10 protein-coding genes are annotated in these 13411 nt (G+C 73.6%); all 10 read left to right on the forward strand.

Features of this window, described 5'->3' with window-relative positions:
- Positions 1–21 precede the first annotated feature (21 nt).
- Genes ACZ7KX_RS01875 through ACZ7KX_RS01920 form a run of 10 tightly spaced genes read left to right on the forward strand, consistent with a single transcriptional unit; the run spans position 22 to position 13408 of the window.
- Positions 22–2214, forward strand: a complete 2193-nt coding sequence (locus tag ACZ7KX_RS01875) for a bi-domain-containing oxidoreductase (protein ID WP_470324778.1) — start codon at positions 22–24, stop codon at positions 2212–2214.
- The gene (locus ACZ7KX_RS01880) at positions 2211–4175 is read left to right on the forward strand and encodes a heparinase II/III family protein (protein ID WP_470324779.1); all 1965 of its coding nucleotides are present in this window, start codon (positions 2211–2213) and stop codon (positions 4173–4175) included. The genes ACZ7KX_RS01875 and ACZ7KX_RS01880 overlap by 4 nt, the downstream gene beginning before the upstream one ends.
- 14 nt (positions 4176–4189) lie before the next feature.
- Positions 4190–5743 carry a right-handed parallel beta-helix repeat-containing protein gene (locus tag ACZ7KX_RS01885; RefSeq protein WP_470325091.1) on the forward strand — a complete coding sequence of 518 codons (1554 nt, stop codon included), beginning with the start codon at positions 4190–4192 and terminating at the stop codon, positions 5741–5743.
- A 1-nt stretch (position 5744) separates the two neighbouring features.
- The gene (locus ACZ7KX_RS01890; RefSeq protein WP_470324780.1) at positions 5745–7139 is read left to right on the forward strand and encodes an O-antigen ligase domain-containing protein; all 1395 of its coding nucleotides are present in this window, start codon (positions 5745–5747) and stop codon (positions 7137–7139) included.
- A gap of 2 nt (positions 7140–7141) precedes the next feature.
- On the forward strand, positions 7142–8416 hold the full coding sequence (locus ACZ7KX_RS01895; RefSeq protein WP_470324781.1) for a glycosyltransferase: 1275 nt from the start codon (positions 7142–7144) through the stop codon (positions 8414–8416).
- Positions 8413–9648: a class I SAM-dependent methyltransferase gene (locus tag ACZ7KX_RS01900; protein WP_470324782.1), complete on the forward strand. Its 1236-nt coding sequence runs from the start codon at positions 8413–8415 to the stop codon at positions 9646–9648. The genes ACZ7KX_RS01895 and ACZ7KX_RS01900 overlap by 4 nt, the downstream gene beginning before the upstream one ends.
- A complete protein-coding gene (locus ACZ7KX_RS01905) occupies positions 9645–10463 on the forward strand; it encodes a sugar phosphate nucleotidyltransferase (RefSeq protein WP_470324783.1) in 819 nt (272 codons plus the stop codon). Before ACZ7KX_RS01900 ends, ACZ7KX_RS01905 begins: the two co-directional genes overlap by 4 nt.
- Positions 10460–11107: a PIG-L deacetylase family protein gene (locus tag ACZ7KX_RS01910; protein ID WP_470324784.1), complete on the forward strand. Its 648-nt coding sequence runs from the start codon at positions 10460–10462 to the stop codon at positions 11105–11107. The genes ACZ7KX_RS01905 and ACZ7KX_RS01910 overlap by 4 nt, the downstream gene beginning before the upstream one ends.
- Before the next feature lie 4 nt (positions 11108–11111).
- The gene (locus ACZ7KX_RS01915) at positions 11112–12137 is read left to right on the forward strand and encodes an NAD-dependent epimerase/dehydratase family protein (protein ID WP_350525572.1); all 1026 of its coding nucleotides are present in this window, start codon (positions 11112–11114) and stop codon (positions 12135–12137) included.
- On the forward strand, positions 12125–13408 hold the full coding sequence (locus tag ACZ7KX_RS01920) for a DUF4910 domain-containing protein (RefSeq protein WP_470324785.1): 1284 nt from the start codon (positions 12125–12127) through the stop codon (positions 13406–13408). Before ACZ7KX_RS01915 ends, ACZ7KX_RS01920 begins: the two co-directional genes overlap by 13 nt.
- Positions 13409–13411 lie beyond the last annotated feature (3 nt).

Raw genomic sequence — 13411 nt, forward strand, 5'->3', positions numbered from 1 at the left:
TGAGAAACTAGGGGACTCCGAGTGAAACAGGTCGTGCAGAACTACAAGAGCGGCGAGCTGGCGGTGCTCGACGTGCCGGCGCCGGGGTGCAAGCCGGGCGGGGTGCTGGTCCGCACCGCCTACTCGCTGATCTCCACCGGAACCGAACTGATGAAGGTCTCCGAGGCCGGCATGTCGATGCTGGGCAAGGCCCGCTCCCGGCCGGACCAGGTGGCCAAGGTCATGCAGAGCGTGGCCACCAACGGACTGCCCGCCACCTACCGCAAGGTGATGGGCAAGCTGGACTCGTACACGCCGCTGGGCTACTCGCTGTGCGGGGTGGTCGAGCAGGTCGGCGCCGGGATCGACGACGTGAAGGTCGGCGACCTGGTGGCCTGCGCCGGCAACGAGCACGCGCTGCACGCCGAGCTGAACTGGGTGCCGAAGAACCTCTACACCCCGGTGCCGGACGGCCTGGCACCGCGGCACGCGGCCTTCGGCACCGTCGGGTCGATCGCGCTGCAGGGCGTCCGCCAGGGCGAGCCGCAGCTCGGCGAGGTGGCGCTGGTGATCGGCCTCGGGCTGATCGGGCAGCTGGTGGTGCAGCTGCTCACCGCGGCGGGCGTGCGCGTGGTCGGCGCCGACCCGGACCCCTCGCGCTGCGAGCTGGCCGAGCGCCTGGGCGCGGCGGCCTGCGGCGACCCGGGCTCGGCGGCCGTGGAGAACGCCGTCGCGGAGCTGACGGACGGCCACGGCGTGGACCAGGTGTACCTGGCGGCCGGCGGCGGCAGCAACCAGCCCGTGGAGCTGGCCGCGCACCTGGCCCGGGACCGCGGCCGGGTCGTCGACATCGGCAAGTGCCGCCTGGACCTGCCGTGGAACGCGTACTACGAGAAGGAGCTGGACGTCCGCTTCTCGCGCTCCTACGGCCCCGGGCGCTACGACCCGGAGTACGAGCTGGAGGGGCGCGACTACCCGATCGGGTACGTGCGCTGGACGGAGCGGCGCAACCTGGCCTGCTTCATCGACCTGATGGCCCGCGGCCGCGTCGACGTCGACCCGCTGATCTCCCACGTCGCCGACTTCTCGGACGCCGTGGAGACGTACCGGCGCCTCAAGGACGGCGAACTGAGGGCCGTCACCGCGCTGTTCCGCTACGCCCCGGCGGAATCGGAGCCGCCGGCGAAGGCCGAGGCCCCGAAGCTGGAGATCCCCGCCGTCAGGCTCCCCGCCGCGCGGACGGCCGCGGCCCGCCCGGCCGACGCCCCGGTGCGGCTGGCGTTCGTCGGCGCGGGTAACTACGCGTCCTCCATGCTGCTGCCGCACCTGGCCCAGCGCGAGGGCGTGGCACTGTCCGCCGTCGTCACCACCACGTCCCTGTCCGCGGCCAACGCCCAGCGCAAGTTCGGCTTCGCCCGGGCGACCACCGACCTGGACGCCGTCCTCGGGGACTCCTCGATCGACGCCGTCTTCGTGGTCACCCGGCACAGCTCGCACGCCTCCCTGACCCGCAAGGCGCTGCTGGCCGGCAAGGCCGTCTTCGTGGAGAAGCCGCTCGCCCTGACCGAGGACGAACTCGCCTCCGTGCTCGCCACGGTGGAGGAGTCCGGCAACGACCGCCTCCAAGTCGGGTTCAACCGCCGCTTCGCCCCGCTGCTGCGCGAGGCCAGGGCCCGCCTCGGCGCCCGTACGGGCCCGGCCAGCCTGCGCTACCTCGTCAACGCGGGCCGCCTCCAGCACGGCAGCTGGTACCTCCAGCAGGGCACCGAGGGCTCGCGCTTCGAGGGCGAGGGCGGCCACTTCATCGACACCGCGAGCTGGCTGCTCGGCGCGGACCCGGTCTCGGTGTACGCCGTCGCCCCGTCCGGCAACGAGGACCTCCAGATCGTGCTGGGCTACCCCGACGGCTCCACCGCCACCATCAGCTACGTCACCTCCGGGGCGCCCGGCTTCCCCAAGGAGACGCTGGACCTGCTCGCCGACGGCAAGGTGCTCAAGCTCGACGACTTCGTCCGCGCCTCGGTGTACGGCCGCAAGCGGTGGGTCAGCTCGCGGCTGCCCAAGGCCCGGGACAAGGGCCAGTCCAACGAGCTGGCCTCGTTCGTCAAGGCCGTGCGCACCGGCGGGCCGATGCCGGTGCCGCTGGAGTCCCTGGTCGCCACCACGGCGGCCACCCTCGCGGTGCAGGCCAGCCTGGGCGCCGGCGCCCCGGTGGCCCTGGCGAGGTCGCTGTGACCATGAGCGCGGGCTGGTACCTGCGGCGCCTGTCCGCGATGGGGCCGCAGGAGGTCGCCGGCCGGGTGGGCGACACGCTGCGCCGGCGCCGGTGGGGCAACGAGACCCCGCCGGCGGGCCCGGCCGTCAGCGGCGCCCGGTTCACCGCCGTGCTGCCCGCCGGGGCGGTCGAGGCGGTGCCCGCCGAGGCTGCCAAGCGGCTGGTCGCCGAGGCGGACCGGCTGATGGACGGCCGCGCCGAGTTCTTCGGCGTGGAGCGCGAGGACATGGCCGACCCGGACTGGTGGTTCGACCCGAAGACCGGCCGCCGGGCCACCGCCGGCTACGCCTTCGACGTGCCCTACCGGGACGAGGGCGCCGTCGGCGACATCAAGCAGATCTGGGAGCCCTCCCGGCACCAGTACCTGACGGTGCTCGCCGCCGCGTACGCCGTCACCGGCAACGAGCGCTACGCCGAGCGCGTCGCCGACCACCTGCGCTCCTGGTGGAAGGTCAACCCGCCGCTGGAGGGCGTGCACTGGGTCAGCGGCATCGAGCTGGGCATCCGGCTGCTGTCCTGGGTGTGGGTGCGCCGGCTGCTGGACGGCTGGTCGGGCGCGGCCGCACTGTTCGAGGCCAACCCGACGGCGCTGCACCAGATCTGGCACCACCAGCGCTGGCTGGCGGCCTTCCCCAGCCGGGGCTCCTCCGCCAACAACCACGTCATCGCCGAGGCCGCCGGGCAGTTCGCCGCCTCCTGCGCCTTCGGCTGGTTCCCCGAGTCGGAGCGATGGCGCGCGGAGGCACTGCGCTCGCTGGACCGGCACCTGCGCGCCAACACCTTCCTGTCCGGCCTCAACCGGGAGCTGGCCAGCGAGTACCACGGGCTCGTCCTGGAGCTCGGCCTGGCCGCGGTCGCCGAGGCGGACGCCGCCGGGGTGCCCGTCCCCGCGACGGTCCGTCTGGTGCTGCTGCGCATGACCGACGCCCTGGCCGCCGTGGTCGACAACCGGCTGCGGCCCCCGCGCCAGGGCGACGCGGACGACGGGCACGGCCTGGTCGTGGACGGCGCGGGCACCGACCGCTGGGCCTCGCTGCTCGCCACCGGGGAGGCCGTGTTCGGCCGCCTGCCCTGGTGGCCGGAGGTGGCGGCCGGCGACGTCCGCACCCCGCTGCTGGCCGCGCTGCTGAAGCCGTACGGGGCGGGCGTGGCCCGCCCGGCGAGCCGGCCCGTCCACCTGGCCGACGCCGGGATGACCATCCTGCGCGACGAGGAGGACCGGATCTGGTGCCGCTGCGACGGCGGTCCGCACGGGTTCCTGTCCATCGCCGCGCACGCCCACGCCGACGCGCTGTCCCTGGAGGTCCGCCAGGACGGGGTCGACGTGCTCGCGGACCCGGGGACGTTCTGCTACCACGGGCAGCCGGAGTGGCGGCAGTACTTCCGCTCGACCCTCGGCCACAACACGCTGGAACTGGACGGCGCCGACCAGTCCGCCTCCGGCGGCCCGTTCCTGTGGACCCGGCAGGCCCGCAGCCGCGTCCTGGTCGCGGACGTGGCAGACAAGGACGCGGCCGGTGGGGGAGTGGCCCGCTGGTGCGCCGAACACGACGGCTACCGGCCCTCCGTGCACCGCCGCCGGGTGGAACTGACCGTCGGGAGCCGGAAGTTGCGGGTGGTCGACGAGGTGAGCGGCCCGCGCCGGCCGGTACGGCTGGCCTTCCACCTCGGCCCCGCCGTCACCGCGGACCTGACGGGGAACCGGGCGCTGCTCACCTGGACCCGTGACGGCGAGGACCGCTCCGCGGAGCTCGACCTCGCCGGGCAGCTGTCCTGGCGCGCGCACCGCGGTGAGAGCGACCCGCCGCTCGGCTGGTACTCCGCCGGCTTCGGCCGCAAGGAGCCCGCCACCACGCTGGTCGGCACCGGCTTCGCCGACGGCGCGCAGGGGTTCACCACCGTACTCAGGTTCCACGGCTAGGGGGGCGCGTGGGGATCACGAGGCGGCCGCACCGGGGGGCGTCGACGCCGCGGCGCACGGCGTCGGCTGCGGCGGCGCTGACGCTCGCCCTGTTGGCGGCGACCGGCTGCACCAGCACGTCGGACGCCCCGGCGAAGCCGACCGGGGCGCCGACCGCGTCCGCGGCCGTGGCCGTCGCCCGGGTGTGCGCCGAGCCCGCGGCCGGTCCGGCCGCGGCGCCGGCGGGCGCGGTGACGGTCGACCCGGCGGTGGCCGGCGACCTGTCCGCGAAGACGAGGAGCAGCCCGCCGAACACCACGTTCTGGCTCGGACCGGGCACGCACCGGCTCGCGTCGGACCGGTACGCCCAGGTCGTCCCCAAGGAGGGGGACAGCTACCTCGGCGCGCCGGGCGCGGTGCTCGACGGCGGGAAGACCAACGAGTACGCGTTCGGCGGCGCCGCCGGCGGCGTCACCATCCGCTACCTGACCGTGCAGGGCTTCGTCGCGCCGCAGAACGAGGGCGTGGTCAACCACGACTCGGCCGATGGGTGGGTGATCGAGCACGCGACGATCCAGAACAACTCCGGCGCCGGGCTGATGGCCGGCGCCCACCAGCGGGTCCGCGCCAGCTGCCTGCGCGGCAACGGGCAGTACGGCATGAACGCGTACAAGACCGGCGGCCCCGTCAGCGACCTCGTGGTGGAGGGCAACGAGATCACCGGGAACGACACCGACGAGTGGGAGCGGCGCCAGCCGGGCTGCGGCTGCACCGGAGGCGTCAAGTTCTGGGCCGTCAACGGCGCCGACGTGCGCGGCAACTGGGTGCACGACAACCGCGGCACCGGGCTGTGGGCGGACACCAACAACAACGACTTCCGCATCGAGGACAACGTGTTGGAGTCCAACGACGGCGCCGCGCTGATCTACGAGACCAGCTACAACGCGGTCATCCGGCACAACACGATCCGGCGCAACGACTGGGTCGAGGGCCGCAGGTACGCCGACCGCGGCGACAACTTCCCGGTCGCGACCGTCTACCTGTCCGAGTCCGGCGGCGAACCGCGGATCCCCGCCCGCACGGACAAGATCGAGATCGACGGGAACGTGCTGGAGGACAACTGGTCCGGGATCACCCTGTGGGAGAACGCCGACCGGTTCTGCAACAGCCCGGCCAACACCTCGTCCGGTGACTGCACCCTGCTGGTGAAGAACACCGCCAGCTGCGCACAGCCGGGCATCGCCGGCGCACCGCTCTACGCCGACTGCCGGTGGAAGACCCAGCGCGTCGACATCCACGACAACCGCTTCGTCCTGGACCCGACCGTCCCCGGCTGCACGACCGGCTGCGGCCGGATGGCCGTGCTCGCCAACTACGGCACCTACCCGGACTGGTCGCCGTACAAGGGCGAACCGGTGGCCGAGGCGATCACCGGCAAGCAGCAGAACCGCTGGCACGACAACACCTACCTCGGACCGTGGAGCTTCGTCGCCCACGACCCGAGCCGGACGCTCGACTCCGCGCAGTGGCAGGGCGCGCCGTACCAGCAGGACCGGGGCAGCACCTTCCGGCCGCGGGCGGGTGGTTGAGATGGGCCGGAACCAGATGTGCGCCGGGCCGCCCGCCGGACCGGACACCGCGGGCGCGCGGCCCGGCACCCGGCCGCGCCAGGCCGGCACCCCGAAGGCCGTCGGGACGGTCTGGGGGCTGCTCATCCTCAACACCCTCGGCTCCGCCGGGGCGAAGACCATCGTCCCGCTGCCCCGCTCCCTCATCCAGATGGCCACCATGGGCGCGCTGGTCACCGCGTTCGCGCTGGCGCTCGCCCTCAACCTCCGGCTGCGCATCCGCGCCAGCGCCTTCCTGTTCCTGCTCACCCTGATGCTGGTGCTGAGCGTGATCTCCAGCGCGCACCTGGAGTCCGGGTTCGGGGCGCTGTTCCGCTGCTTCCGGCTGACCCTCTTCGTCGGCACGCTGTGGCTGCTCAGCCGCTGGTGGGACGGCGGCCCGCTGCTCGTCCGGCACCACATCCGGATGTACTTCGCGGTGCTCGCGTCGGTGGCCGCCGGCCTGGTCGTCTCGCCGGGCGCGGCCATGCCCGACCTCTACGGCGGGCGGCTGGTCGGTGCGCTGTGGCCGCTCACCCCGCCGCAGATCGGCCAGTACGCCGCGGTGATCATCGGGCTCACCGTGCTGCTCCTGCTGGACCGCCGGACCACCGGGGCGAGCGCCGCCACCGTCATCGTGCCGTCCTTCGTCCTGCTCGCGCTGACCCACACCCGGACGGCGACGGTCGCCATGCTCATCGGACTGGTGCTGGCCGTCGGCTCGCTCGTCCTGACCAGCGCCGCCGCCCGCCGGTTCTTCACCTGGGCGGTGCTGTGCGCCACCGTGGCCGCGGTCGGGCTGAGCTCCCTGCTGCAGGCGTGGTTCCTGCGCGGACAGAGCCAGGAGAACTTCTCCAACCTCACCGGCCGGGCCAAGGTCTGGGACGCGCTGCTGGCGGCGCCCCGGACGACCACGGAGCAGCTGTTCGGCGTGGGGCTGGGCGACAAGTCGTTCGGCGGGCTGCCGATCGACAACAGCTGGCTGGCCGTCTACAACGAGCAGGGCCTGGCCGGCGTCACCGTCGTGGCGGCGATCCTCGTCGTGCTGGGCGGCGTCGCGCTGCTGCGGCCGCCGTCGCTGGCGAGGGCCTGCGCGATCTTCCTGATCAGCTACTGCGCGATCGCGTCGTACACCGAGGCCGGGCTGGGCGACGCCTCGCCGTACCTGCTGCACCTGACGGTGGCCGCCTCGCTGCTGGTGACACCCGCCGCGGCCGCCCACGGACCGGTGCTCGGAGAGACGGCTCCCGGAGTCGCGGTGTCCGGAGGCGGGTCGCCCCGAGTCGCGGCGTTCGGAGACACGGTGTCCCGAGCCGCGGTGCCCGGAGCCCTCCGACGACGCACACCGCCATGGACCCACGGACCGGAGGGAGGGTGAGCATGCGCGTCCTCGTGGTGCACAACCGCTACGCCTCGGCTCAGCCGAGCGGGGAGAACATGGTCGTCGACCAGGAGGTCGGGCTGCTGCGCGAGGCCGGACACCAGGTCGAGGTGTTCGAGCGGCGCAGCGACGACATCGCCGCCCGGTCCCTGCCGGGCAAGATCGCGGTGCCGCTGCTGGTGCCGTGGAACCCGGCGGTCCGCGCGGAGCTCGCGGCCCGGCTGCGCACCGAGCGGCCGGACGTGGTGCACGTCCACAACGTCTTCCCGCTGCTGTCGCCCGCGGTGCTGGCCGCCTGCGCCGACGCCGGCGTGCCGGCCGTCGCCACGCTGCACAACTACACCCAGGTCTGCCCGCCGGGCACGCTGCAGCGGGACGGCCGGCCGTGCACCGAGTGCGTCGGCGGCTCGCCGCTGCCCGCCGTCCGGCACGGCTGCTACCGCAACTCCCGGTTGGCGACGGTGCCGCTCGCGGTCAGCCTGTCGGTCAACCGGCGGCGGTGGTGGTCCGGCGTGGAGCGGTTCTTCTGCATCTCCGCGGCGCAGCGCGACGTCCTGGTGCGGGCCGGCCTGCCGGCCGAGCGGCTGGCGGTCAAGCACAACTTCGTGCCCGACCCGGGCACGTGCCGCACCGGCGCCGGCGAGCACCTGCTCTACCTCGGCCGCCTCGCGGAGGCCAAGGGCGTGCGGCTGCTCATGGCCGCGTGGGACGAACTCGCCGCGGCCGGCGGGGTGGGCGTGCCGCTCGTGGTCGCCGGCACGGGCCCGCTGGAGCGGGAGGTGACCGCCTGGGCGGCGGGCAGGGACGACGTGCGGTACGTCGGCCTGTTCGACCGGGACCAGTGCCGGCAGGCCCTCGCGCGGTCGGTCGCCGTGGTGGCGCCCTCGACGTGGCTGGAGGCGTTCGGCCTGGTGGTCGTGGAGGCGATGGCGGCCGGCGTCCCGGCCGTCGCCGCCGGTCACGGTGCCTTCGCCGAACTCGTCGAGGACGGGGTGACCGGGCTGCTGCACCGGCCCGGGGAGGTGGCCTCGCTCGCGTCCTGCATCCGCCGGATCACGGCCGGGGCGGACCGCAACCAGGAGATGGGCCGGGCGGCCCGGCGCCGGTACGAGCAGGGCTTCAGCCCGGCCGTCGGGCTGGAGCGCCTGGTGGAGGGGTACCGCACCGCGATCGCGGTGCGGTCCGGCGGCGCGGACGGCGCGCCGCCGGTCGGGAACGGAAACACGGGCTCGCGCCGGGGCACCCGCGCGGGCAGGGATGGGGGCAGGACATGACACGATGCCGACTCTGCGGATCGACGGCGTTGGGGAGCGTCGTCGACCTGGGGGCGACCCCGCCGTGCGAGAGCTTCCTCGCCGCGGACGAACTGGACCGGCCGGAGCCGGCGTACCCGCTGCACCTGCGGGTCTGCACCGACTGCTGGCTGGCGCAGATCCCGCCGCTGATCACGCCCGAGGAGACGTTCACGCAGTACGCGTACTTCTCCTCCTACTCGACCTCCTGGGTGGAGCACGCCCGCAGCTTCGTCACCGGTGCCGTGCAGCGGCTGGGCCTGGGCCCCGACGCCTTCGTGGTCGAGGTCGCGAGCAACGACGGGTACCTGCTCCGGCACGTGGTGGACCGGGGGATCCGCTGCCTCGGCATCGAACCGTCGGTGAACGTCGGCGCCGCGGCGCGCGAGGCCGGCGTGCCCACGCTCACGGCGTTCCTGGACCCGGTCACCGGCTCGGCCGTCCGCGCCGAACACGGCCCGGCGGACCTGGTCGTGGCCAACAACGTGTACGCGCACATCCCCGACGTGGTCGGGTTCACCCGGGGGCTGCGCGCCCTGGTCGCCGACGACGGCTGGGTCTCCATCGAGGTGCAGCACCTGCTGACCCTGATCGAGGAGAACCAGTACGACACGATCTACCACGAGCACTTCCAGTACTACACGGTCGCCTCCGCGGCCCGGGCGCTGGCCAGCGGCGGACTCACGCTCGTGGACGTCGAACTGCTGCCGACGCACGGCGGCTCCATCCGGCTGTGGGCCCGCCCGGACGGGGCGGCCGGCGAGCCGACCGGCCGGGTCGCCGAGGTGCTGGACCGGGAGAAGGCCGCCGGGCTGCAGGACCTGTCCGGGTACACCGAGTTCTCCGCCCGGGTGGCCAAGGTGCGCCGGGACCTCCTGAAGTTCCTCGTCGAGGCGGCCGAGCGCGGCGAGACGGTCGTCGGCTACGGCGCCCCGGGCAAGGGCAACACCCTGCTCAACCACTGCGGCATCCGGCCCGACCTGCTCCCGTACACGGTCGACCGCAACCCGTACAAGCACGGCAGGTTCACCCCGGGCACCCGGATCCCGATCCTGCCGCCCGAGCGGATCGCCGCCGACAAACCCGACTACGTCCTCGTCCTCCCGTGGAACCTGCGGGCCGAGCTGACCGAGCAGCTCTCCTTCGTGCACGAGTGGGGCGGCCGGCTGGTCTTCCCCGTCCCGGAACTGAGCATCGTCGAGGTGAAGGCATGAAGGTCGTCCTGTTCTGCGGCGGTTACGGGCTGCGCATGCGCAGCGGAGCGTCCGACGACGTGCCCAAGCCGATGGCGATGGTCGGCCCGCGGCCGCTGATCTGGCACGTCATGCGCTACTACGCGTACTACGGGCACACGGAGTTCATCCTCTGCCTCGGGTACGGGGCCCACCACATCAAGGAGTTCTTCCTCAACTACGAGGAGACGACGTCCAACGACTTCGTGCTGCGGGGCGGGAGGACCGAGCTGCTGTCCACCGACATCGCCTCCTGGACGATCACCTTCGCGCAGACCGGCATCGAGTCGCCGATCGGGGAGCGGCTGCGCCGGGTGCGCCACCACCTCGACGGCGAGGAGATGTTCCTCGCCAACTACGCCGACGTGCTCACCGACGCCCCGCTGCCGGAGATGATCGACGCGTTCGCCCGGCGCGACGCCGGTGCGTCGATGATGGTGGTGCCGCCGCAGTCCTCCTTCCACTGCGTGGAGCTGGGTGAGGACGGCCTGGTGGGCGGCATCACGGCGGTGAGCGAACTGCCGCTGTGGGAGAACGGCGGCTACTTCGTGCTCCGCCAGGAGGTCTTCGACCACATCCCGGAGAACGGCGACCTGGTCGCCGACGGGTGCACCCAACTGGCGAAGCGCGGACGGCTGGTGGCGCACCAGCACCGCGGCTTCTGGAAGCCGACCGACACCGTGAAGGAACGGGCCGCGCTGGACGCCGCCTACGCCCGGGGCGACCGCCCGTGGGCCGTGTGGGAGCGGGACGCCGCGGCCGGCCGTCCGGCGGGCACCGCGGCGGGCACCGCGTGATCCGCCTCGGGGCCGGGCGCCCGGACGCGGTCGTCGCCGTGGGCGCGCACTGCGACGACATCGCCATCGGCGCGGGCGGCTCCCTGCTGACGATGTGCCGGGCCCGGCCCGGCCTGCGGGTCGACGCCCTGGTGCTCTCCGGCGGCGGGGGCGAACGCGAGGAGGAGGAACGGGCCGCGCTCACCGCCTTCTGCCCGGACGCCGACCTGCGGCTGACCGTGCTCAAGCTGCCCGACGGGCGGCTGCCCGCGCACTGGGACGAGGCCAAGGCCGCCGTCGAGGAACTGCGCGGGCGCAGCGAGCCCGACGTGGTCCTCGCCCCGCGCACCGAGGACGCCCACCAGGACCACCGGGGCCTGGCGCAACTGATGACCACCGCCTTCCGCGACCACCTCGTGCTCGGCTACGAGATCGTCAAGTGGGACGGCGACCTCGGCCGCCCGGTGGCCTACCAGCCGCTGACCCCGGAGACCGCCGAGGAGAAGGTCCGGCTGCTGCAGGAGTACTACCCCTCGCAGCGCCACCGCCCCTGGTACGACCGGGAGGCCTTCCTCGGGCTGGCACGGATCCGCGGCATCGAGTGCCACGCCCGCTACGCCGAGGCGTTCGCCGTCACCAAACTGACTCTGAACCTGGGGGGATGACCCAATGCGCGTACTGCTGACCGGACACCAGGGGTACCTGGGCACCGTGATGGCCCCGGTCCTCGCGGCCGCCGGGCACGAGGTCGTCGGGCTCGACGCCGGCCTGTTCGCCGACTGCGTGCTGGGCCCGGCGCCCGCCGACCCGGCCGGGCACCGGGTGGACCTGCGCGACGTCACGGCCGAGCACGTCGCCGGGGTGGACGCCGTGATCCACCTGGCCGCGCTGTCCAACGACCCGCTGGGCTCGCTGGCCCCCGACCTCACCTACGACATCAACCACCACGCCTCCGTCCGGCTGGCCGAACTGGCCCGGGACGCCGGGGTGCGGCGCTTCCTGTACGCGTCCACCTGCTCGGTCTACGGCGCCGCGGGCGGCGACGAGCTGGTCGCCGAGAACGCCCCGCTGCGCCCGGTGACGCCGTACGCGGAGTCCAAGGTGCGGGTGGAGGACGACCTGCACGACCTGGCCGACGGCGACTTCAGCCCGGTGTTCATGCGCAACGCCACCGCCTTCGGCTACTCGCCCCGGCTGCGCGCCGACATCGTGCTGAACAACCTGGTGGGCCACGCGCTGCTGACCGGCGAGGTGCTGGTGCTCTCCGACGGCACCCCCTGGCGCCCGCTGGTGCACGCCGCGGACATCGCCCGGGCCTTCGCGGCCGCGCTGGTCGCGCCGCGGGAGGCGGTGCACGACGAGGCGTTCAACATCGGCAGCGAGACCAACAACGTCACCGTCGCCGAGATCGCCGAGCAGGTCGCCGAGGCGGTGGAGGGCTCCAAGGTGCGGATCACCGGGGAGGCGGGCGCCGACCCGCGCTCCTACCGGGTGGACTTCTCCCGCTTCCGGGCCGCCGTCCCGGACTTCGCGTGCGAGTGGACCGTCCAGCGGGGCGCGCTCGAACTCGCCGAGGCCTACCGCGAGTTCGGCCTCACCAAGGAGGCCTTCGAGCAGCGCTTCACCCGGCTGGCCGTGCTGCGCGAGGCGTCCGCGGCCGGCACCGTCGACGACACCCTGCGGTGGCGCCGGTGAGCACGCCCGGCGAGGAGATGCACGCGCTGGTGGAGCGGCTGTACCCGATCTGCCGGAGCATCACCGGCGACGGTGTGCGCGCCACCCTGGACATCGTCGGCGAGTACCTCCCGCTGCAGGTGCACGAGGTGCCGACCGGGACGCAGGTGCTCGACTGGACGGTGCCGCAGGAGTGGAACATCCGGGACGCCTACGTCGCCGACCCGGCCGGCAACCGGGTCGTCGACTTCGCCGCGTCCAGCCTGCACGTGCTCGGCTACAGCGTGCCGGTGTCCGCCACCATGCCGCTGGCCGAGCTGCGCGGACACCTGCACACCCTGCCGGAACAGCCGGCCTGGGTGCCGTACCGCACCAGCTACTACACGCCGGAGTGGGGGTTCTGCCTGGCCCAGGAGACCCTGGACGCGCTGCCGGACGGCGAGTACGAGGTCCGCATCGACTCCACGCTCGCGGACGGCCACCTCACCTACGCCGAGCACGTCGTCCCCGGGCAGGTCCCCGACGAGGTGATCGTCTCCTGCCACGTCTGCCACCCGTCGCTGGCCAACGACAACCTGGCGGGCATCGCGGTGGCGACGTTCCTCGCCAGGGAGCTGGCCCGGCGGACGCCCTGGTACACCTACCGGTTCCTGTTCGCGCCCGGCACCATCGGGGCGATCACCTGGCTGGCCCGCAACGCGGAACGGGTCGAGCGGGTCAAGCACGGGCTGGTCCTGGCCTGCGCCGGGGACCGGGGCTCGCTGACGTACAAGCAGAGCAGGCGCGGCGACGCGGAGATCGACCGGGTGCTGCAGCACGTGCTGCTCGCCTCCGAACGCCCGCACCGCATCACCGAGTTCACCCCGTACGGCTACGACGAGCGGCAGTTCTGCTCGCCCGGGTTCGACCTCGGCGTGGGCTCGCTGAGCCGGACCCCGTACGCCGGGTACCCCGAGTACCACACCTCGGCGGACAACCCGGACTTCGTCTCGCCGGAGGCGATGGCGGACACGCTCGCCGTCTGCCGCGAGGCGTTCGACGTCCTCGACCGCAACCGGCGGTACCTCAACCTCAGCCCGTACGGCGAACCGCAGCTGGGGCGGCGCGGGTTGTACGAGTCGCTCGGCGGCCGCAGCGACGCCAAGCAGGCCCAGATGGCCATGCTCTGGGTGCTCAGCCTCTCCGACGGCGAGCACAGCCTGCTGGACGTGGCCGAGCGCTCCGGGCTGCCGTTCGACACCGTCGCCGTCGCGGCCGACGCCCTGCACGGCGCCGGGCTGATCAAGACATGACGG

Source organism: Kitasatospora sp. NPDC038210 (assembly GCF_055600605.1).

Coding starts and splice junctions, on each gene's coding strand:
- ACZ7KX_RS01890 (WP_470324780.1), top strand. CDS start 5,745: ATGGGCCGGAACCAGATGTGCGCCGGGCCGCCCGCCGGACCGGACACC.
- ACZ7KX_RS01895 (WP_470324781.1), top strand. CDS start 7,142: ATGCGCGTCCTCGTGGTGCACAACCGCTACGCCTCGGCTCAGCCGAGC.
- ACZ7KX_RS01900 (WP_470324782.1), top strand. CDS start 8,413: ATGACACGATGCCGACTCTGCGGATCGACGGCGTTGGGGAGCGTCGTC.
- ACZ7KX_RS01905 (WP_470324783.1), top strand. CDS start 9,645: ATGAAGGTCGTCCTGTTCTGCGGCGGTTACGGGCTGCGCATGCGCAGC.
- ACZ7KX_RS01915 (WP_350525572.1), top strand. CDS start 11,112: ATGCGCGTACTGCTGACCGGACACCAGGGGTACCTGGGCACCGTGATG.